Annotated in this window: 21 protein-coding genes; 15 read left to right on the top strand and 6 right to left on the bottom strand. The window is 55.1% G+C overall.

Going from position 1 to position 21760, the window contains the following annotated elements:
• The first annotated feature begins 38 nt into the window (after window positions 1-38).
• The 5 genes from KO116_RS01605 (at window position 39) to KO116_RS01585 (ending at window position 4883) form a co-directional block, all read left to right on the top strand.
• A complete protein-coding gene (locus KO116_RS01605) occupies window positions 39-1064 on the top strand; it encodes an amino acid ABC transporter substrate-binding protein (RefSeq protein WP_035555111.1) in 1026 nt (341 codons plus the stop codon).
• 99 nt (window positions 1065-1163) lie between these two features.
• The gene (locus KO116_RS01600; RefSeq protein WP_035555108.1) at window positions 1164-2354 is read left to right on the top strand and encodes an amino acid ABC transporter permease; all 1191 of its coding nucleotides are present in this window, start codon (window positions 1164-1166) and stop codon (window positions 2352-2354) included.
• A gap of 15 nt (window positions 2355-2369) precedes the next feature.
• Entirely contained in the window at window positions 2370-3470 is a 1101-nt protein-coding gene (locus KO116_RS01595; protein ID WP_035555105.1) for an amino acid ABC transporter permease, read from the top strand.
• A gap of 86 nt (window positions 3471-3556) precedes the next feature.
• Complete coding sequence (locus tag KO116_RS01590; RefSeq protein ID WP_035555299.1) at window positions 3557-4285, top strand: amino acid ABC transporter ATP-binding protein; 729 nt, start codon at window positions 3557-3559, stop codon at window positions 4283-4285.
• A 205-nt stretch (window positions 4286-4490) separates the two neighbouring features.
• Window positions 4491-4883: a RidA family protein gene (locus KO116_RS01585; RefSeq protein ID WP_022521312.1), complete on the top strand. Its 393-nt coding sequence runs from the start codon at window positions 4491-4493 to the stop codon at window positions 4881-4883.
• Window positions 4884-4902: 19 nt separating this feature from the next.
• On the opposite strand, the gene KO116_RS01580 is transcribed toward KO116_RS01585, so the two are convergent.
• Together KO116_RS01580 and KO116_RS01575 are read right to left on the bottom strand one after the other, a co-directional pair.
• Complete coding sequence (locus tag KO116_RS01580; protein WP_035555102.1) at window positions 4903-6366, bottom strand: sensor domain-containing diguanylate cyclase; 1464 nt, start codon at window positions 6364-6366, stop codon at window positions 4903-4905.
• Window positions 6367-6416: 50 nt separating this feature from the next.
• A complete protein-coding gene (locus KO116_RS01575; protein ID WP_035555100.1) occupies window positions 6417-7016 on the bottom strand; it encodes a histidine phosphatase family protein in 600 nt (199 codons plus the stop codon).
• Between the two features lie 172 nt (window positions 7017-7188).
• Here KO116_RS01575 and phnD point away from each other — a divergent pair, with 172 nt between their 5' ends.
• The 5 genes from phnD to KO116_RS01550 all read left to right on the top strand — a co-directional run bounded on the left by phnD (window position 7189) and on the right by KO116_RS01550 (window position 11158).
• Window positions 7189-8181, top strand: a complete 993-nt coding sequence (phnD, locus tag KO116_RS01570) for a phosphate/phosphite/phosphonate ABC transporter substrate-binding protein (RefSeq protein WP_035555097.1) — start codon at window positions 7189-7191, stop codon at window positions 8179-8181.
• Between the two features lie 56 nt (window positions 8182-8237).
• Complete coding sequence (gene phnC / locus KO116_RS01565) at window positions 8238-9035, top strand: phosphonate ABC transporter ATP-binding protein (RefSeq protein ID WP_035555094.1); 798 nt, start codon at window positions 8238-8240, stop codon at window positions 9033-9035.
• Complete coding sequence (gene phnE, locus KO116_RS01560) at window positions 9022-9834, top strand: phosphonate ABC transporter, permease protein PhnE (RefSeq protein ID WP_035555091.1); 813 nt, start codon at window positions 9022-9024, stop codon at window positions 9832-9834. The genes phnC and phnE (KO116_RS01560) overlap by 14 nt, the downstream gene beginning before the upstream one ends.
• On the top strand, window positions 9828-10637 hold the full coding sequence (gene phnE, locus KO116_RS01555; protein WP_035555089.1) for a phosphonate ABC transporter, permease protein PhnE: 810 nt from the start codon (window positions 9828-9830) through the stop codon (window positions 10635-10637). The genes phnE (KO116_RS01560) and phnE (KO116_RS01555) overlap by 7 nt, the downstream gene beginning before the upstream one ends.
• 92 nt (window positions 10638-10729) lie before the next feature.
• Window positions 10730-11158: a host attachment protein gene (locus KO116_RS01550; RefSeq protein WP_035555087.1), complete on the top strand. Its 429-nt coding sequence runs from the start codon at window positions 10730-10732 to the stop codon at window positions 11156-11158.
• 33 nt (window positions 11159-11191) lie between these two features.
• Here the strand turns inward: KO116_RS01550 and KO116_RS01545 are convergent, their stop codons facing one another.
• Complete coding sequence (locus KO116_RS01545; RefSeq protein WP_009286188.1) at window positions 11192-12118, bottom strand: LysR family transcriptional regulator; 927 nt, start codon at window positions 12116-12118, stop codon at window positions 11192-11194.
• A 180-nt stretch (window positions 12119-12298) separates the two neighbouring features.
• On the opposite strand from KO116_RS01545, the gene KO116_RS01540 reads away from it, so the two are divergent.
• Window positions 12299-13075 (top strand): ferredoxin--NADP reductase, encoded by a 777-nt coding sequence (locus KO116_RS01540; RefSeq protein ID WP_007112363.1) that lies wholly within the window; start codon window positions 12299-12301, stop codon window positions 13073-13075.
• A 156-nt stretch (window positions 13076-13231) separates the two neighbouring features.
• Here the strand turns inward: KO116_RS01540 and glnK are convergent, their stop codons facing one another.
• The 3 genes from glnK to KO116_RS01525 form a co-directional block, all read right to left on the bottom strand.
• Window positions 13232-13570 (bottom strand): P-II family nitrogen regulator, encoded by a 339-nt coding sequence (glnK, locus tag KO116_RS01535; protein ID WP_027957942.1) that lies wholly within the window; start codon window positions 13568-13570, stop codon window positions 13232-13234.
• Window positions 13571-13760: 190 nt separating this feature from the next.
• On the bottom strand, window positions 13761-15008 hold the full coding sequence (locus tag KO116_RS01530) for an ammonium transporter (RefSeq protein ID WP_035555084.1): 1248 nt from the start codon (window positions 15006-15008) through the stop codon (window positions 13761-13763).
• A gap of 36 nt (window positions 15009-15044) precedes the next feature.
• On the bottom strand, window positions 15045-15383 hold the full coding sequence (locus KO116_RS01525) for a P-II family nitrogen regulator (RefSeq protein WP_007112359.1): 339 nt from the start codon (window positions 15381-15383) through the stop codon (window positions 15045-15047).
• A 344-nt stretch (window positions 15384-15727) separates the two neighbouring features.
• Here KO116_RS01525 and KO116_RS01520 point away from each other — a divergent pair, with 344 nt between their 5' ends.
• From KO116_RS01520 to KO116_RS01505, 4 genes are all read left to right on the top strand, one after another.
• A complete protein-coding gene (locus KO116_RS01520; RefSeq protein WP_022521302.1) occupies window positions 15728-16075 on the top strand; it encodes an accessory factor UbiK family protein in 348 nt (115 codons plus the stop codon).
• A 143-nt stretch (window positions 16076-16218) separates the two neighbouring features.
• Entirely contained in the window at window positions 16219-18396 is a 2178-nt protein-coding gene (locus tag KO116_RS01515) for a TonB-dependent receptor (RefSeq protein ID WP_235272472.1), read from the top strand.
• Between the two features lie 49 nt (window positions 18397-18445).
• Entirely contained in the window at window positions 18446-19444 is a 999-nt protein-coding gene (locus KO116_RS01510; RefSeq protein WP_045812038.1) for a helix-turn-helix transcriptional regulator, read from the top strand.
• A gap of 159 nt (window positions 19445-19603) precedes the next feature.
• The gene (locus tag KO116_RS01505) at window positions 19604-21706 is read left to right on the top strand and encodes a TonB-dependent siderophore receptor (protein WP_035555080.1); all 2103 of its coding nucleotides are present in this window, start codon (window positions 19604-19606) and stop codon (window positions 21704-21706) included.
• Window positions 21707-21760: the final 54 nt, after the last annotated feature.

The raw sequence follows: 21760 nt of genomic DNA, 5'->3' as shown, positions 1-21760 counted from the left end.
TTTCAATAACCAATTTCAAGAACTTCGAGGGAAACTAAATGTTCAATAAAAAACACCTAGCGCTTCTGGCGTCCGCAGGCTCATTAAGCCTAGCGGGAATGGCGACTGCTCAAGCCGATACCTTAGAAGATACCATTGAGCGTGGCGCCGTTCAGTGTGGTGTGAGCGATGGTTTGCCGGGCTTCTCAGCGCCAGACGACGATGGTAATTGGCAGGGTCTGGACGTTGATGTTTGCCGTGCAGTCGCAGCAGCGGTACTCGGCGATGCGGATGCGGTTAACTATATTTCTCTAAATGCCGTTGAGCGCTTCACCGCACTGCAGTCTGGTGAGGTTGACTTACTTTCACGTAATACCACCTGGACCACTACCCGTGACACCACGCTGGGCCTTAACTTCACTGGCGTTAACTTTTACGACGGCCAAGGCTTCATGGTTTCACGCGACCTGGGCATTACCGGTGCCGATGAGCTCGACGGTGCTTCTATCTGTATTCAATCGGGCACCACGACCGAGCTGAACTTAGCCGACTACTTCCGTGCTAACGACATGGAATTCAACCCGATCGTTTTTGATACTTCTGAGCAAACTGTGGGTGGCTATCAAGCTGGCCGCTGCGACGTTCTAACGTCTGACACCTCTCAGCTAGCGGCACTACGTATCCAGCTTGATGATCCTGAAGCGTCGATGATTCTGTCTGACGTTATCTCCAAAGAGCCGCTGGGGCCTGTGGTTCGTCAGGGCGACGACCTTTGGTTCAACATCGTGAAATGGTCGCTGTTTGCCATGATCAATGCTGAAGAGTACGGCGTTACCAGCGAAAACGCTGAAGAGATGCGTGACTCTAACAATCCTGATGTTGCTCGCCTGCTGGGCCAAGACGGCAACTACGGCGAAGGCATGAACCTAGAAGCTGACTGGGCTTACAACATCATTAGCCAAGTCGGCAACTACGCTGAAAGTTTTGAACGTAACGTGGGTATGGATTCGCCGCTTGAAATCGAGCGCGGTGTTAACGCCCTGTGGAACGACGGTGGCTTCCAGTACGCTCCCCCGATTCGCTAAGCGTCTCGCTTGACCCCGGCCCGTCATCTCTCAAGTACTTATTACGAGAGTATAGGCGGGCCATTTGATTGACCCTTTCCGTGTCGCGGAGACGCCACCATGTCTGTAAGACCCAACGTTCGCCCCGCTGGCCATAAGCCGCCGTTTTGGCGAGATCGCGCTAAGCGCGCACTTATTTTTCAGCTCATTCTTGTCGCCGTAGTGGCGGCTTTTCTGATCTATATTATCGGCAATACCCAAGCCAACCTGAATGCCCGCGGCATCACCACCGGCTTCGGCTTCCTGGGCAATACAGCCGGCTTTGGTATTGGTCAAACCTTAATCGAGTACTCCTCCCAAAGTACCTACGGCCGCACCTTCGTGATCGGCTTGCTCAACACGCTGCTGGTCGGAGGGCTGGGGGTAGTGGCTGCTTCGATCATTGGGTTTATCGTCGGTATTGCGCGACTATCGCCCAACTGGTTGATCGCCAAGTTAGCCAACGCCTATATCGAGACCTTTCGTAATATCCCGCTGCTGCTGCAGATTTTTTTCTGGTACTTCGCGGTGCTGCGGACGCTACCCAGCGCTAGAGAGAGCATGGCATTTGGAGAAGCCATTTTCCTCAATGTACGCGGGCTCTATTTGCCCCAGCCACTGTTTGAATCAGGCTTTGGGCTCATCCCCGCTACTTTCGTAGTGGCGATCATTGCCAGCATCGTTCTGGTCATTTGGAATAAGCGCCGCCATGAAGCCACCGGCAAACGCTTGCCGGTTTTCTGGATGTCTCTGGTGATTATTTTTGGCCTGCCACTGCTAATACTGGTGGCCACCGGCGTTCCGGTGACCTGGGAAATGCCGGTACTGCGTGGCTTTAATTTCGGTGGCGGGATAACCATCATTCCGGAGTTTCTGGCGCTATGGCTAGCGCTTTCCATTTATACCGCATCGTTTATTGCGGAGATTGTGCGCTCGGGCATTCAAGCGATTCCCCATGGCCAAACCGAAGCGGCCCAAGCACTTAGCTTGCCGCGCAAGCTCGTTCTGCGCCTAGTGGTGATTCCTCAAGCCTTACGCGTCATTATTCCGCCACTTACCAGCCAATACCTCAACCTGATTAAAAACTCTTCTCTGGCCACCGCCATTGGCTACCCCGACCTGGTGTCGGTTTTTGCTGGCACCACGCTCAACCAGACCGGTCAAGCCATCGAAGTGATAGCCATGACCATGGCGGTTTATCTAATCATCAGCTTGCTGGTGTCCATGTTCATGAACTGGTTCAACGCTCGCGTTGCGCTGGTCGAACGCTAGGCCGGAGGCGACCCCATGATTCACAATAAAGAAACCATACCTCAGCGCCCGGCCCCCAAAGGCACCATCGGGCCAATTGCCTGGCTACGTGGCAACCTGTTTAACGGTCCGATCAATACTGTTTTCACGCTGTTAGGCCTGTATGTGCTTTACCTGCTCGTGGTGCCAACGGTTCAGTGGGCGTTTATCGATGCCAACTGGGTAGGCGACAGCCGCGAAGACTGTACACGGGCAGGCGCCTGCTGGGTATTCGTCAACGCGCGTTTCTCCCAGTTCATGTATGGCCTCTACCCAAGCGAAGAGTACTGGCGCGCCAACATTGTGTTTGCCATGTTCGCGGGCATTATTGCCTGGATGGTGGTCCCGCGCCTGCCGTTTAAGCGCTGGATGGCGCTGTTTGCGCTGCTGATCTTCCCGGTCATCGCGTATGTGTTGCTGCACGGCGGCTACTTTGATCTACCGCGTGTTTCCACCCACCGCTGGGGCGGCTTAATGCTGACCCTGCTACTGGCCACAGTGGGTATGGTTGGGGCACTGCCGATTGGCATCGTACTCGCCCTTGGGCGACGCTCGAACATGCCTATCGTCAAAACCTTCTGCGTGATTTTTATTGAGTTCTGGCGTGGTGTGCCGCTTATCACCATTCTGTTTATGGCCTCGGTAATGCTACCGCTATTCCTGCCGTCGGAGCTCAGTGTGGATCGGCTAGTGCGGGCGCTGATCGGCCTAACGCTGTTCCAAAGTGCCTATATGGCCGAAGTTATTCGCGGTGGTTTGCAGGCGATTCCCAAAGGTCAGGATGAGGCCGCCGCGGCGCTGGGGATGACGTATTGGAAGCGCATGGGGCTAATTGTGATGCCCCAGGCGCTAAAAATGATGATTCCGGGTATCGTTAATACGTTTATCTCACTGTTTAAAGACACCACCCTGGTGATGATCATCGGGCTGTTTGACCTGTTGGGCATTGTGCAAGCGGCGCTTTCCGACTCGCGCTGGCTGGGCTTCTCAATCGAGGGGTATGTATTTGCCGCGTTCGTGTTCTGGATCTTCTGTTTCAGCATGTCGCGCTACAGCCAGTACCTGGAACGCAAGCTAAATACCGGCCATAAGCACTGACGCCGCATCTCTATTTACGTTTTGAGTAGGATTTCAACATGACACAAGCAGCCACCAACACCTCTGACACCAGTACTTCTGACCTGATGGTCGAGATGCGCAACGTCAATAAGTGGTACGGCGATTTTCACGTACTACGTGATATCTACCTCGAAGTAAAACGCGGCGAACGTATCGTGGTTTGCGGCCCTTCGGGTTCGGGTAAATCAACGCTGATTCGCTGCATTAACCACCTCGAAGAGCACCAAAAAGGTGAAATTGTGGTGGGCGGCGTACCGCTGACCCAAGACGTTAAGCGTATCGAGCAGATTCGTCGCAGCGTGGGCATGGTGTTTCAGCACTTCAATCTATTCCCGCATTTATCAGTGCTGGAAAACTGCTGTATCGCGCCAATGTGGGTACAAAAGAAGCCCCGCAAAGAGGCCGAAGCGTTGGCGATGGAGTACCTGGAGCGGGTGCGCATTGCCGAGCAGGCGACTAAGTACCCTGGGCAGCTCTCGGGCGGACAACAGCAGCGTGTCGCAATTGCCCGCTCGCTGTGTATGCACCCAGACGTGATGCTGTTTGACGAGCCCACCTCCGCCCTCGACCCCGAGATGATCAAAGAAGTCCTCGACGTTATGGTGGAGCTAGCGGAAGAGGGCATGACCATGATCTGTGTGACCCACGAAATGGGCTTCGCCAAAACCGTGGCCGACCGGGTGATCTTTATGGACCAAGGGCAGATCATTGAGGAGAACGCACCTGAGCCATTCTTCAATAACCCACAGTCTGAGCGCACCCAGCTGTTCTTAAGCCAGATTCTGGGGCATTAATCCACAGCCCGCGAAACAAAGCAGCTGTTGATAAGTACGTCATCATGGGCCTCATTTGAGGCCCATGATGTTTTAAAAACGTTAAAAAAAACAGCATGTCATTGCGAGCGTAGCGCGGCGATCTTGAGGTTATTCTACCGCTACAAACCAGATTGCTTCATCGCTCCGTTCCTCGCAATGGCATCATTCCAAAAAGGATAAGCACATGATTGAAAAGCTGTTTATTGACCGCGCGCCACAGCCTATCGCACCGTTTTCCCACGCCTGCCGCGTCGGCGATCTGGTGTTTATCACGGGGCAAATGCCGACGGTGCCCGAAACCAACGAAATGCTGCTGGGCACTTTCACCGAACAGACCCACCGGGTAATGCAAAACTTGGCGATTGTGCTGGAAGAAGTCGGCAGTGCCTTCGAGTATGTGGTGCAATCACGGGTATTTATTACCAATATGGGTCATTTCGACGAAGTGAATAAGGTCTACGCGAGCTACTTTCCGCAGCCGCTACCTACCCGCACCTGCATTGGAGTGACCGGCTTAGCCGGCGGTGCCGATGTGGAAGTCGATATGATTGCCTGGATTCCACCGTCGCAGCAATAAACCTTATCAGTAGCCGTTATCACCGCTGCCAGTGCGCCACAACGCGATTGCGCCCCGCCTCTTTGGCGGCATAGAGCGCTTGGTCGGCCTGGGCAACAGCGACTGCCTGACAGTGGTCTAAATCACTGGTGAGCGCCAGAGGGGCAATCCCCACGCTGACGGTGAGTGTCACCATCAGCGGCGTTTGCGAATCACCCGCCGTCAGATAAAACGGCTGCTGGGCTATTCGATGGCGAATACGCTCACCCAGCTGGACTACCTGTTGATGCGATAAATCACCCGCCGTAACGGCAAACTCTTCACCGCCGAGCCTTGCCAGACAATCCTCGGGCCGCAGGGCATCATGGACGCGCTTTGCCATCTCCACTAGCAGCGCATCACCCGCGGGATGACCGTAGCGATCATTGATATTTTTGAAGTAATCAATATCAATCATCAGCAAATAATAGGTTGCCGCTTCAGGCCGCTCATTGAGCTGTGCTAAGTGATTAGCTAAGCCACGCCGATTGCGCGTACCGGTCAAGGCATCGAACTCCGCCGCTGCCCAGGCCTGCTCTTCGCTTTTTTTGCGTTGGCTAATGTCGATGACTAGACCGCCAATACGCGCCAAGTAGCCATCGTCGGAGTAGTAGCTTTCCATCACCAGCTCGTGCCAGCGCCACTGCCCGGATGCGACCCTGAGCTGGACATCAATACGGCATTGGGTTTGCAGCCGCTGATGGCATTCGCGAATCACACCAAACACCCGTAAGCGGTCGGCGGGCATGGCATGGGCTAGTAAGCGACGCAGCGGAAGCCTAGCGTAATCGCCAGGATAACCCAGCGAAATCAGCAACGCCGAAGAGCACCAGGTGGCGCCGCTGCGCGTGTTGATCTCCCAGGTGCCACAGGCGGCGACCTGCTGTAGTAGATCGACCTGACGCTGCCTACGGGTAAGCTGCTGACGATAAATAGCCGAGGCGATTAGTTCAGCGCCGATCACTAGCGCCTGCAACCCCGCTCCCTCCCAGTCAACTTCGCGCTCACAGTCATCAAAGCCCAAAGTGCCCCACCACTGGCCACCTACCATAATCGGAACGGTCACCATCGATTGAATCGACTGGCTTTCCAAATTGTCGCGCAGCGATCCCAGATCCACTGTAGAGGTAATACAGGTGTGGGAGTCACCACGCTCCCGACGATTGACCATTTCCTCATACTCGGGATCGTCGATCAGCGTGGTAAAAAAGCGAAAGCGTTTTTGCGTTCGCTCACGGTAGTGCGATGCAGATGCCCATTCAAAAACAAAATCCTGCAGGATACCCTCTGGGTTACGCTCTATGGTTTGAAATATCCACACCCGATTGACACCCGACGCTTCCCCTAGCGCCGCTAATAGCTGATCAACACCCTCACTCCAAAAGTGCGCGTCGATTAACGCATGGCTGCCCACGGCAAGGGCGTTCAGCAGGCGCGTCGCATCCGGCGAAAAAGGAGCAGGCATAACAGGTTCTCTTTACTTTTCTTAGAGACTACCACACAGCTTACAATGGATTACACGCCATCCCCATAAAGAGTGATGCTAGCGGGAGCTAGCGGAGTTTGCTCACGGTGAGTCGTCAGCGGTTTCCCTGCCAGGGCAGTCAGCAGGATTTGCAGCGGATCACCGTGACTGACGAGCAGGATGGTTTCGCCGCTTACCTGCTGTTCCCAATCCGCGATGACTGCTTGCATACGTTGTGACACCGCGCTTAAGGCTTCCACCTGATGATGACGATGCTCGGCATCCTCGGCATCTAACGCCCACACGCTAGGGTAGTGCTCGTCTCCCTGACCTTCTAAGTCACCAAAATTTCGCTCCCGCAAGCGTTTATCCACGCAGGGTGCTAACCCGAACTTAGCGGCTACTCGGGCGGCGGTTTGCGTGGTACGCAAAAAGTCTGAATGCACTACGCGGGTCGGCGCAGGCCAGTGCCAATCAGCAACGAGCTGGGTAAGTTGTTGCTCGCCATGCATCGAAAGGCCAAAGTTTTCTATTCCTCGCTCTGGCGAGCTGACAATCACGCCCTGTTGATTGGCCTGGCTATGACCGTGGCGCATTAATAAATAGCGATTGCGCCAATGGTCGGAGAGTGGCTGTAAAGTATTTGACATAAGTTTGTCACAAACCCTAGATTGAAGGTGTCTGCTTTCGAAAATAACCATCCTTGGCGCGGAATGTCCACTTATGAAACATTTTCCGTTTCATTAGTGGCAAAACGCAGCAAAGGAAACACAGTTTGATCCATAGCAAGAACACAACAATAACGCACAAATGAGGCTTACCATGGCAACTTCGCTCTTCCGCAAGCGCCCGCTTGCGATGCTTACCGCCGCATCACTCTTACCGCTCGCCCTACTCACTACGCCCGCTTTCGCAGAGTGCGAACGCGGCGACTTAGATACTATTTACTGTGATGAAAATGGCGATATGGTCGCCGATCGCCCTGCCGATGAGGCTGAGTGGGCGAATCCAGATACGCTGATTTTTGCTTACACCCCCGTAGAAGACCCGGCTATTTACTCGGACATTTGGCAACCGTTTATCGATCACTTGGCTGAGGTCACCGAGCGGGATGTGCGCTTCTTTGCGGTACAGTCCAACGCTGCTCAAGTGGAAGCCATGCGCAGCGGACGCTTACACATCGCCGGTTTCTCCACTGGCCCTACGCCGTTTGCGGTGAACTTGGCCGGAGCCGTGCCGTTTGCGTTAATGGGCTCTGATGACGGCCAATTTGGCTATACCCTGCAGCTGTTTACCCATGTTGACTCCGATATCCATGAGGTCGAGGATCTCAAAGGCAAACGCGTTGCCCACACTTCTCCAACGTCCAACTCGGGTAACCTAGCCCCTCGCGCACTGCTGCCTGAGCTCGGCATCACTCCCGATGAGGATTACGAAGTGGTCTACTCGGGTAGTCACGATCAATCCATGCTCGGCGTTGTGGCCCAAGACTATGACGCCGCCCCGGTGGCTTCTGAAGTAGTCGAGCGAATGGCCGCCCGAGGCCTCTACGATGAAGAGGATGTGCGGCTGATATTTGAGTCCGACCGCTTCCCCACCACCTCGTACAACTACGCGCACAACCTGCACCCAGATTTGGTCGAAAAAATTGAAGAAGCCTTCTTCAGCTTTGATTTTATCGGCACCGAGTTAGGTGAAGAGTTTGAGGGCGTCGAGAAATTCATCCCCATCAACTACCAAGACAACTGGAAGGTGATTCGTACCATCCAAGCAGCCAATAACGTGAGCTATACGCCAGAAAACTTGGAAGAGTAAACGTAGCGCACCGCCGCCGGCGGTGCGGTTATTGTCTCGACGATGGAAGCGGACACATGCTGGAAATTACCAATCTGGTCAAACGTTATGGCCACGATGAAGCCGTGCTGAAAGGGCTTGACCTCAAGGTAGAGGGAAACAGCGTTGTTTCTATCGTAGGTGCCTCGGGGGCGGGTAAAAGCACCATGCTAAGATGTATTAATCGCTTGGTCGAACCGACTTCGGGCTCCATCAAACTCAACGGCAATGAGCTAGTGAACCTGAAGGGCGCTGAACTGCGCCGCGCCCGCCGCAAAATCGGCATGGTGTTCCAGGGCTTTAACCTGCTGGATCGCTTAACCGTGATGGAGAACGTGCTGGCCGGGCGGCTGGGCTACGTCAATCTCTACCAGGCGATTTCACGCCGCTATCCTCAGGCCGATATTGAGCGTGCCTTTGTACTGATGGAGCGGGTGGGCATTGCTCACTACGCCAACAAACGTGCCGATGAGCTCTCCGGTGGCGAGCGCCAGCGGGTCGGCGTGGTGCGCGCACTGATGCAGGAACCTGAAGTGCTGTTGGCCGATGAGCCTACCGCCTCACTAGACCCGCGTACTTCTGAACAGATTATGGTTCTGTTGCAGAGTTTGGCCAGCGAGCTGTCGCTGCCGGTGCTGATCAATATCCATAACGTTGCTCAGGCCAAAACCTATACCGAGCGCATCGTGGGCCTGCGCCACGGCAAGATGATCTTTGATGGCTTACCAGCCGACTTCAACAAAGACGCGTTAGACGCTATCTACGGCGGCATTGAAGCGCCAGACGATGCGATTACCGATACGCCTGTGGAGGAGCGCTCCCATGACTCCGCCTGACGCCCCTTCAACAGCGCCCCGTACCTGGAAAAAGCCGCCGTTTATTGCCAATCCGCTGCTGCGCTACGGGTTGATCCTGGTGGCAATGGTCTACTTAGTGTGGGCCTTCGGCTCGCTACCGTTTAACTGGGCGCGTATCTCTGAAGGGTTGCCCCGCGCAGCGCGTATTTTTAGCGGCGGCTTCCCCCCCAACTTAGAGCGCTACGAGCTGCTGATTACCGGCTTTAAAGAGAGCTTTCAAATCGCCATTTTGGCAACGCTGATGGGGGTTTTGCTCTCTATTCCCTTTGCCGTGATGGCGGCGCGTAATATCGCACCCATGCCTATCTATGTTATTGGCCGTGCAGTGATTATTGTATCGCGCAGCTTTCACCCCGTGATCGTGGCGATTCTATTTGTTGCTGCGGTTGGGTTTGGGCCGCTCGCGGGGATTTTGACCCTAACCCTCTACTCCATTGGCTTCGTAGGCAAACTGCTGGCCGAAGAGATAGAGGAGATTAACTGGGGCCAAGTAGAGGCCATGAAAGCCGCTGGCGCTGGGTATGTGGCGATTCTGTTCTATGCCGTTTTTCCGCAGATACTGCCACGCCAAGTGGGGCTTTCCATGTACCAACTGGACAGCAACTTGCGCGCATCAGCGGTGGTCGGAATCGTGGGCGCAGGCGGCATTGGCGGTACGCTAATGAACGCCTTTGGACGCTACGACTACGATTTCGCCTTTGCGATTCTGCTCATTATCATCGCGGTCATTTTGCTCAGTGAAGGTGTCAGCGGCTGGGTAAGGAAAAAAATATGGTAGATCACGCACAGCAGCTTGCCGATCGTATTTGGCAACGCTATGACCGCAAACAGCGCCTTATTCGATACGCCGTTCTGCTAGCGACCTTGATGGTAGTGGTTTGGGCGGTGCGCGATATTGATATTTTCTGGCCTTGGGTGTGGGATGCACCCAATCAAATTTCTGCACTAGGGGGTCGTATGTGGCCGCCCAGTGCCGATGGGTTAAACGGCATTATCGCGGCGCTGATTGAGACCGTGCATATCGCCACGCTAGCCACTTTCTTGACCATCTTTTTAGCGCTACCGGTGGCCTACATTGCCGCCCAGAACACCACGCCTAACCGGGCCTGTCTGTGGCTGGGGCGTTTTATTCTGGTCTCCAGCCGTTCGGTAAATACCATTATCTGGGCACTTCTGTTCGTGGCCATTTTCGGCCCCGGCGTGTTAGCCGGCATCCTCGCCATCGTATTTCGCTCCATTGGTTTTATTGGCAAGCTGATGGGTGAAGCAATCGAGGAAATTGATCGGCGCCCCGTAGAGGCGATGGAAGCCACCGGAGCCTCCAAGGCCAAAGTGGTCGCCTACGCGATTGTGCCCCAGGTCATGCCAGCATTTTTTGCCATTGTGATCCTGCGCTGGGATATCAATATCCGCGAATCGACGGTGCTTGGCTTAGTGGGCGCGGGCGGTATTGGGGTCATCCTACAGGGTGCGATTGATACCTTTGCCTGGCCAACCGTGGCGACCATCTTGATGGCCATCATTGTGCTGGTACTGATTGGGGAAGCCTTAACCAGCCTGCTGCGCAGCAAGGTGCTGTAACCCGCGTTGCTTAAGCCCTGGCAAGCGTTTGACCTAACGCCAAACGCTTGCCATGGTTAGATGACCATCAACGACATGGAGTATGCACAGCGATGACAACCTATATCGTGGTAGCCGACACCGCCCGCGCACGTATCTTTACTCGTGATGCCTTGACGCTGGCGGAACAGGAGAGCTTGGTTCACGCAGAAGGACGGCTGCATGAAGGTGATTTGATCACCGACCGTCGCGGTGATGTGCACGAGTCGATGTCTAGCACGGCGCGCTCTTCCGGCGAAGAGGGAGCGGCCTCCAAACATGAAAACGAGCTGTTTGCTAAAGAGGTCGCCAACCGCCTGTATAGCGCCCGTGTGGATAACAGCTTAGAGAAGCTGATTATGGTCGCACCGCCCAAATTTTTAGGCCTATTACGGGATAAGCTTGATGGCCCCACGCAGAAACTGGTGATTCACTCCCTGTCGAAAGACTTAAGCAAAGCCTCGCTAGCAGATATACAAACTGCCGTAAGCGACTTACGCTAGATGTATCGGTAACCACATTGCTTATCACGTTCATTAAGGAATCGGCGGCAGTGCAATATCGTCACTGCGCTTGGCCCCGGCGGTCATTTCACGGCACAAGCGCAGGAACTCGCGCACGCCGGTGGTGAGATATTTGTGCCGGTGCCAGATAAACGTAAACTGACGCTTTAGATCCAACTCCGGCGTAGGCAGCGGCACCAAGCTGCCGCGCCGGAAGGCATCTCGCAGTGCCAGGCGCGAGACACAGCCAATCCCCAGCCCTGACTCCACGGCACGCTTAATACCTTCCGTATGCTCTAGCTCTAGCAGGGTGTTAAACCGGCTGCGGCGGTGGCGCGCGGCATGCTCCAGAGTCATGCGGGTGCCAGAGCCCTCTTCGCGCATAATCCAGTCCTCACGCAGCAGCTGTTCAAGTTCAAGGTGCTCGCGGCCTGCCAGTGGGTGTCGCGGCGAGCAAAACACGCACAGCTCATCTTCCACCCAGGGTTGGCTGATGATCATGTCATCGTCGCACTGCCCCTCGATCAAGCCTAAATCCAGCGAGTGCTGGCGCACGCCTTCGATAATATGGCGCGTATTGCGCACTGCCAAGCGCACCCGGCTACCGGGGTGGCGCTGCATAAAATCGCTGATCAGCAGCGTGGCCAGGTAGTTGCCAATGGTCAGCGTAGCCCCTACATCCAGCGACCCAACCCCTTTCTGGCCACGTAGAAGCTCTTCAATCTCTTCGCCGCGATCCAGCAGCGCCACCGCTTTGGGCAACAGCTGAAAACCCAGTGCGTTAAGTTTTAAGCGTTTACCAATCCGATCCAGCAGTTGGCAGTCGAACTGCCGCTCAAGCTCCGCAAGCGCCGTGCTGGTTGCCGACTGAGACATGGCCAGCGCCCGCGCCGCATGGGAGACGCTCTCATGCTGAGCAACCGCCACAAAGACTTCCAACTGCCGCAGGGTGTAGTGCATAGAGTCTGACCTTTATTTGATCTATATCTATTTTTCAGATAACCGTTATCAATATAATTCGCTTAACAGATATACCACCCTTTGCTTAGACTTGCTGGCAACATATTTAATCATTTTTATTCTTTTTAAGAATATGACCGATGCGGACTAGCGCCAGCATCGACTAATGGAGAAAACGGCATGAGTAAGTTTGCTCTGGAAGAAGTGCTTAGCGTCCATCACTGGAACGATACCCTGTTCAGCTTCCGCACCACCCGCGAGCGCAGCCTGCGTTTCAAAACCGGTCAGTTCGTGATGATTGGTTTGGAAGTGAACGGCAAGCCGCTGATGCGCGCTTACTCCATTGCCAGCCCCAACTACGAAGACCACCTTGAGTTCTTCAGCATTAAAGTACCCGACGGCCCGCTCACTTCACGCCTTCAGCACCTGAAAGTAGGCGATCAGATCATGGTTAGCCGCAAGCCCACCGGCACACTGGTATGCGATGACCTACTGCCGGGCCGCAACCTCTACATGCTCTCCACCGGTACCGGCTTGGCGCCGTTTATGAGCCTGATCCAGGATCCTGAAGTGTACGAGCGCTTCGAGAAGGTAGTGCTGGTTCACGGTGTGCGGGAAGTTTCTGAATTAGCCTACGCCGACTTTATCACCAAAGAGCTTCCAGCCCATGAATACCTGGGTGAAGACATCGCTGAAAAGCTGGTCTACTACCCCACCGTTACTCGGGAGGAGTTCCACACCATGGGGCGCCTAACCGACCATATCCGTACGGGCAAGCTGTTTGAAGACACCGGCCTGCCGCCCATTGATCCGCGCCAAGATCGCGCGATGATCTGCGGCAGCCCCGCCATGCTGGACGATACCAGCGCGCTACTTGACGAGCTGGGTCTGAATATCTCGCCGCGCATGGGCGAGCCGGGCGACTACGTCATCGAGCGTGCGTTTGTCGAGAAGTGAGACGTAAATAGTGAATCGTAATGAGTGAGTGGTGAATAGAAAAAAGTTTATAGCCGCCAGAATGATCGCATCACTCATACAAAGCCCCTGGGGAGAGCATCCACAGGGGCTTTGTCTACTCGGCACTACTTACCATTCACACCTTACCCTTCACCGTTAAACCGCGTCTTTGCCCGTTTCGCCAGTACGGATACGAATCACCTGCTCCAGCGGCATCACAAAGATTTTGCCGTCGCCGATTTTACCTGTGTTCGCCACCTGGGTGATGGCATCAATCACCTGCTCGACCATGTCGTCGTCCACGGCGACTTCCAGCTTCACCTTGGGCAGGAAATCCACCACATACTCAGCACCACGATACAGCTCGGTATGCCCTTTCTGGCGCCCAAAGCCCTTCACTTCCGTCACCGTAATACCCTGAACGCCGATATCGGAGAGCGACTCGCGTACATCGTCGAGCTTAAACGGCTTGATAATCGCTGTGATCAATTTCATTACCATATCCTCTAACTGGGTGGCCATGATGGGGTCGGGTTGAACGGCTGCGAATGTTGCAGCCGTTAACCGCTAACTACCAGCATACACCGCTATCGGCAGAGAATAAAAAAGCCTCCCACTAAGGGGAGGCCAGAAGGAGCACGCCTGCTCACTAGGTCAGCATTAAATTATTTCTTAATGCCGCTGTTTATTTCTTAATGCCAAATTCGGGATAGGCTTCGAGACCGCACTCAGCGATATCAACGCCTTCATACTCTTCTTCTTCGCTAACCCGGATGCCCATGATGGCTTTCAGGATGAGCCATACCACCAGGCTGGCCAGGAATACCCAAGCGAAGATACCTACGATACCGATGATCTGGGCACCGAATGATGCGCCGTCATTGTTCAGCGGCACTGCCAGCACGCCCCAGATACCGACAACACCGTGAACCGAGATCGCGCCGACCGGATCATCCAGCTTCACTTTATCGAGGGTGACGATGGCTGCGACCACGATGATGCCGCCAATCGCGCCGATAATGGTAGCGCTCAGTGCGGTCGGAGAGAGCGGATCGGCGGTGATGGCCACCAGGCCAGCCAGGGCACCGTTCAATGCCATGGTCAGGTCAGCTTTGCGGAACCACAGTTTGGCCAGGATCAGTGCCGCAATCACACCACCTGCCGCTGCTGCATTCGTGTTTACAAACACCTGTGCCACGTTGTTAGCAGAATCGACAGCCGCAAGTTTAAGCTCGGAACCGCCATTGAAACCGAACCAGCCCATCCACAGAATGAAGGTACCCAGCGTTGCCAGCGGCATGTTGGCACCCGGAATCGCGTGGATAGAGCCATCTTTGCCATATTTGCCTTTACGTGGCCCGAGCACGATGACACCAGCGAGTGCTGCAGATGCACCGGCAAGGTGCACAATGCCTGAACCCGCATAGTCAGAGTAGCCTACTTCAGACAACCAGCCGCCGCCCCAGGTCCAGTAGCCAGACACCGGATAGATAAACGCGGTCATTACCACTGCAAAGGCCAGGAAGGCCCACAGTTTCATGCGCTCGGCCACGGCACCCGATACAATCGACATGGCGGTTGCCACAAAGACTACCTGGAAGAAGAAGTCAGAGCGCATAGAGTAATAGGGAGCATCATCGCCGCCTGCGGTCACCGCATCAGCGCTATTCTCAGCGCCAATCAAGAAGCCCAGGTTAGGCAGAAAGCCGCCCGCGCTGCTGGAGTACATGATGTAGTAGCCGACCAACAGGTACATGGTGCAGGCAATGGCAAACAGCGCAACGTTTTTGGTTAGAATTTCGGCGGTGTTTTTGGAGCGTACCAGGCCTGCTTCTAACATGGAGAAGCCAGCGGCCATCCACATCACGAGCACGCCACAAATTAGAAAGTAGAACGTATCGAGCGCGTAGCTCAACTCTGTAAACTCATTCATTGTATGTTCCCCGTTTAATGTCTGGTTAAGCCATGATTAGACGGCGTCAGCGCCGCGTTCGCCGGTACGAATACGGATCACGTCTTCCAGTGGCGTAACAAACACCTTGCCGTCACCGATCTTGCCGCTGTTAGCCGCACTACAGATTGCATCCAATACGCTCTCCAAACGGGCGTCGTCTACGGCCACTTCCACTTTTACCTTGGGTAGAAAGTCGACGACGTACTCCGCGCCACGATACAACTCGGTATGCCCTTTCTGACGGCCAAAACCTTTAACTTCAGTGACCGTAATGCCCTGAACGCCGTTGTCGGCCAATGCCTCACGAACGTCGTCGAGCTTAAATGGCTTGATGATAGCGGTGATGAGTTTCATCCCGGATCTCCCCTGCTGGATAAGTCCTGCTAGATTGGTAGCGGCACAGCCGCCAGAATAAGCACCTGAACCGATAATGCGCATACTGTGCCAGCTGACTTTTTTTGCTTATAAGTCAGCCAATTAGCCGTCATCAAAAGTGCAGCTCAGCGCTAAATCTGAGCAAATCCATTCTCACACCACCGCTATTGCACCAAAAAAGAGCGTAAGCAAAAGTAGCCTGCTCTATTTCGATGCACACCCTGGGTTAAGCAGTAAAAGCACGCGATACATGCGAATTCGCCAACTGTTGCGTATCCTTACCGGTAAGCAATATTTAAAGCAGGTTTATCTAGGAGAGAACGATGGCGCCTCAAGACCGTATTAGCCGCTTGGCCCAGCAGATTGGTGACCGTTTACAAAACGCCTCCCAGGCGCCAGAAGATATTCAAAAGGGCGTGCAGCAAGTCGTGCGTGGCGCCTTCGACCGCCTGGAGCTTGTCTCACGGGAAGATTTCGACATTTTAATGGATGTACTGCAGCGCACCCGTTCGCGGGTAGAGGCGTTAGAGCGCCAAGTCGCTAACCTTGAAGCAGCCGTTGATGCCTCCGCGCCAACGACGTCCACGCCGCTCGAAGCTGAAGCCCCACCAGTTCCAGAGCAGCATGCGCCGGAATCAGATGCAGAAGACGAGAAGAATAAACCCGCTTAACGTTTAAGCTTCATTAGCAGCAATAGGGGAATGGCCTATTGCTGCGCGCACCGCAAAATAAATACGAATCACTATCGTTGACTTTGTTTTTCGTGGTGATACTCTCCGCCTTTGATTTTCTTACCGTCTGCGGATTGTTCACTATGCACGCCCTGTCACTATCAAACCTATCTGTTGCAAAGCTGCCTTTTGCAAAGCCTTTCTTTTCGCCGTCGTCTGTTTCAATATCTGGGCTTGTTGGCACCAGCCTGTTACTGAGCTTCTCCAATGGCGTTTTCGCCCAAAATACTGCGTCTAGCGCCGACGAGACCATGGTGGTCGTTGGATCGCGCACTCCTAGTCAGATCAGTCAAATTCCCGGTGCTGTATGGGTAATTGACAAAGAGATGCTGCAACAGCAGACCCGCAATGGTGCAGACCTAAAGACAGCATTGGGGCATCTGGTACCGGGGTTGGATCTGGCGCCTCAAGGGCGCACCAATTATGGGCAAAACATGCGAGGCCGGGGCGTGCAGGTGCTCATCGACGGCGTATCGCTGAACAGTTCCCGTGGGCTTTCCCGACAGTTCGATGCCATCGATCCCTTCAATATTGAGCGCGTGGAAGTGCTTTCCGGCGCCAGCAGCCTGTATGGCGGCGGTGCTACGGGGGGCTTAATCAATATCATTACCCGCAAAGGTGAAGAAGGCCTGAACTGGCGTACTGAAGCAGGCATCACCACCGGCTTCAACAACAGCGATGACATAGATCGACGCCTCGCACAATCCATCAGCGGTGGTAACGAGCGGGTTCAAGGCTATCTGGGTACCGCCATTGGCGACAACGGCCGCCACTATGACGGCAGCGGCCAGGAAATCTTTCCCGATATCGCCCAGACCGACCTACAGGATAATCGCAGCATTGATGTATTGGGCAACCTCTCTTTCCGCTTGACCGATGAACAGAGTCTGGAACTGGGTGCCCAGCTGTACCGTTCAGGCTATGAAGGTGACCGGGGTGTTTACTTTCCCAACCTCGACGCTGCCACGCCCAACTTGAACGATGCCGAAATTCGCGATGGCTACCGTTCACAGCGCGATCCGGAAACCGACCGTAAGCTCGTCAACGTCAACTATCACCACGCCAACCTGTGGGGGCAAAACTTCTACCTGCAGGCGTTCCACCGGGAGGAGGAGTCCAGCTTCCAGGCATTTCCCTACCCAATTTCCGACGGCCTGCAATTTCGCGCCTCGCAACAAAACACCGATTTAAGCGGCATCAAAGCGCTGTTTGAATCGCGCCTGGGTGATGACGTTTCGCTAACCTACGGCCTCGATCTGGATCGTGAAACTTTCGATGCCAGCCAGATGCTGTTCGATACCAACATCTCGGACGCCTCCGGCGGCCTGGTGCAACAGGCATCAGGGGTTGAACCCCGCTACCCCGGTTATCAAGTGGACGGGCTTTCAGGCTTCCTCCAGGGCGATTGGCAGGCCACCCAGGCGCTCAAGCTCTCCGCAGGGTTGCGGCAGCAGCATATGGACGTCGAAGTGGATGAATTCCAGGGGATTCCTGGCGGCGAGAATGACTATGAAGCAACGCTCTTCAATGCCAGCGCCCTCTACGACTACGGCAACGGTCACCAGAACTGGCTGCAGTTTAGCCAGGGCTTCGAACTGCCAGATCCTGCCAAATATTACGGCAAGAGCCCCGACGTCAGTGTCGATAACAACCCGTTATCTGCCATCGAGACGGATCAAGTAGAGCTAGGCTGGCGCTATCAGGGGGGCAATTGGACGGCCCAGACAGCGCTTTACTACGCCTGGTCGGACAAGGCGGTAGAGAACGCCGAGGATTTAAGCGTCAGCGTTGTGGATGAGAAGAAGCGCGACTTCGGCCTGGAAAGCGCCGTGACTCGTTATTTCGATAATGGCCTGGAGGCAGGGGGCACTCTGCACTTGGTGCGTTCCGAGCAGGAGAACGACCAAGGGGAGTGGGAGAAGCGTGACGCCCGCTATGCATCCCTCTCTTCCGCCACCGCCTTTATTAGCTGGACGGACTATGTACGTTCGGCTCGCTTACAGGCCAACCACAACTTCGACCTGAAAGACGATGCCGACCGGGAGATCGATGGCAATACCACCCTCGACTTATCGCTCAGCCAGGAAACCGATCTTGGCACCTTAAGCCTAGGAGTGCAGAACCTGCTGGATGATCAGTACTCCACCGTCTGGGGGCAGCGAGCCGCCATGTTCTATTCGCCCTACTACGGCCCAGAGTACCTCTATGACTACCAGGGCCGCGGGCGTACTTACACCCTGAACTGGTCGATGGAGTACTGAGAGGTGGTTCGCTACTCGCTGACAACCGCTCAAGGGTGAGGTAACGAGGATGGCTACACTCGGCCCAATAACGCCATCTTGCGTACCACTGACCACCCATGACCTGCTGGCTATTGGTCAGCGCTTCGGGATCGACTACCGCTTTCCCGAAGCGCCCGAACGCTCCCAGCCAGCCCCTTGTGTTGCCCGTGGGCGGGTGATGGACGTCGAGATAGACCCCACACTGCGCGTGACACACTCGGATCTTGACGTCCTGCACGCTTACGCCTCCACTTCCCGGCGTACCGCGCCGTGGTTTCTCAGCGTGATACTCGAGGGCCATATCCAAGTCGGTCTCGGGCACCAGTCGTTTCAGTTGCAGGCTGGCGACGCCTTCAGTGCGCATTTCAACGAGCAGACGGGGCTTGAGGTCTTCCAGCCCGCGCCACAGCGTTTGCGCATCCTCAACGTATCGCTTCTGGCTTGTAAAGAGCTGCCCTCTTTCTCGTCCATTAACCCTTCGCCTATCGATGTTGCCCCTCCGGCAACGCCCGTACTGCATACCTGGCAGGTGCCGCAGTTCCTTATTCATAGCCTGGAGGCAGCGCTGGCTTCGAACTGGCCAGTAGAGCGACAGCGCCTGCTATGGCAAGGTCTCGCGCTCCAGTTATTAGCTCATGGGTTGCCTGCCGCCTCCCTTGAGTCCAACGACGCAGGAAAAGCAGTTAGCCTGCCGTCGGGTCTAACCCAACGCGATCACCAACGCCTGGAGTGCTTGCGTCAGCAGCTCGAACACTCCCCCAACCAGGATTATCGGCTTGAGCAGTTGGCCCGCAATGCCGCGATGAGCCCGAGCAGCCTACGCACCAAGTTTCACCGCTGTTACGGCTGCTCAATATTCGACTACCTACGACGTTGTCGCCTGACCCAAGCTCAAGCGTACTTACGCAAAGGTTATAGCGTGCAGCAAACCGCTCACGCCTGCGGCTACCGCCACGCCACCAATTTTGCCACCGCCTTTAAACGCGCTTTTGGCATTGCGCCTCATGAAGTGTTCCATCGCCATTAAAGGCCGCAGGGTTGTTTTGGGAGCGCTAAGTTCCTTTGTTGGGCGTTTTTTGGCAGCACGCATACGCCCTTTGTCATTGCGCATACCTTTCAGCCGTCATTAAGCGCAATAATTCTCATTAACACATTGGTTAATTGATGCTTACTGCAGGTGCCTCCCATGTTTATCCCCCATCACCGTTTTCTACGCGCTCCGCTTAGCGTCGCCGTTCTCTCAGCACTGGCTGCTTCCCCGGTATACGCTCAAGAAAACAACGAGTTAGCCACCGTCACGGTCACTGCCCAGCAGGCGGCTACCAAAGTGGAAACGCCCACGATCGAAATACCCCAGAGCGTTTCCACCATTACCCGCGAACAGATGGACAACCGCGGGGTAAGTACCGTACAGCGCGCCACCGACTACACGCCCGGTGTTTACAGCAACCAGATTGGCGCCTCCAACCGTTTTGATTACCTGGTACTCCGCGGGTTTTCTGACGGCAGCTTGAGCAATACGTTTTTAGATGGGTTAAAGGTGATGGGTGATGCCAACTCCCATAGCAGTATGCGCATCGATCCGTGGTTTCTAGACAGCATAGAAGTTGTCCGCGGGCCCGCCTCGGTGCTCTATGGCCGCGCCTCCCCTGGCGGCGTGGTCGCCCTGAACAGCAAGCAGCCAGAGTTTGAACAGAGCGGTGAGCTACGTTTTCGAGTGGGTAATAATAACCAGCGCAGCGCCGCTTTTGACCTCACCGGGCCGATTGGCGAAGAACAACGGGTGGCCTTTCGCCTAACCGGGATTGCCAGCGCCGCGGATACCCAGTTTGGCCCGGCGGAAGAGGAGCGCTATGCCATTGCTCCCCGGCTCACCTGGGATATCACCGATGACACCAGCCTCACCGTAGAAGCCTACCTACAGGATGAACCCGAAGGCGGCTACCACTCCGGCGTACCCTATGAGGGGACCGTGGTCGCCCATAATGGCCGCAAAATCAGCAATAACTTTTATGATGGTGAAGAGGATTACGACGCCTACGAGCGCACCCAGCGCATGGTCGGATACGCCCTGGAACACCGCTTCAACGAACAGGTGACCGGCCGCCAATTGATGCGCTATCTCAATTCCGACGTGGTGCTCAATCAGGTCTATGGCTATGGCTGGACATCCCCTTCGTCTGACGAGCTCACCCGCTACTACTCCGGCAGCAATGAATCCCTGGAAGCCTGGACACTCGACAACCAGTTAGAAGCCACCCTCAGCAGCGGCTTTATGGATCACACACTGCTTGTCGGGGTTGATTACCAGCAGCGAACAAACGACGTATCGTGGCCCTCTGGGTATTTCCCACCGCTCAATGCCTTTGACCCGGTTTATGGCAGCGACCCCATCGAGTTTTACGCCCCGGTACGCGAGCGCCATGAGATCGACCAGACTGGGGTTTACCTGCAAGACCAGATAGCCCTCAATAACTGGCGCTTCACCTTGGGTGGCCGCTACGACTGGGTCAATATCGACAATACCAACCGCGATAGCGGTGATACCAGCTCCCTCAGCGACACCCAGTTCAGTGGCCGCGCCGGGGTGGTCTACCTGTTCGATAACGGCGTGGCTCCCTACCTGAGCTACTCCACCGCGTTCACCCCCACCAGTTTCGTGGATGAGAGTGGCGATCTGCTCCAGCCCATGGAAGGCGAACAGTGGGAAACCGGCGTTAAATACCAGCCTAACGGTAGCCAAAGCCAGTACAGTGCGGCGCTATTCCATATCAGCCAGGAGAACGTCGCCACCAAAGAGCAGCCCACCGACCCATACCGCGCCGTGGGGGAGATCGAATCCCAAGGGCTGGAGCTGGAAGCGCAAACACGGTTGACCGATACCCTCTCGCTGCAGGCAGGCTACAGCTTCACCGATATCACTTACGCAAAAAGCGATGACGGCAACCAGGGCAATAACGCCATTTACTCACCCCGACACCAGGTTCAGCTATGGGGCCACTACGAGGGCAACAAAGGTTGGCTAAACGGTGTGGATATGGGGATTGGTGTACGCCACTATGCGGATATTGCCGCTGACCGGGCTAACACCGAAAGCGTACCCGACTACACGCTGGTGGATGCCACCCTTGGTTACGATCTCAGCCAACTCGGTGTTGAGGGTGTTGAGACACGTTTGAATGTGAGCAACCTGCTGGATAAAGAGTACGTGGCTTCCTGCAACTCCCTGGAGTACTGCTACTTTGGCGCCGAGCGGAGCGTGACGGCCAGTGTCCACTATCGTTTCTAAACTTTCGTTTTAAGCACTGCTAAGTAATCCTTAGCACATCTGCCCAGGCAACGA

Origin of the sequence: Halomonas sp. KO116 (assembly GCF_000734975.2) — a bacterium.
In the GTDB taxonomy this organism is placed as follows: Bacteria; Pseudomonadota; Gammaproteobacteria; order Pseudomonadales; family Halomonadaceae; genus Vreelandella; species Vreelandella glaciei.
The sequence above is the reverse complement of the archived record's forward strand: the minus strand, read 5'-3'. Positions and strand labels throughout refer to the sequence as shown.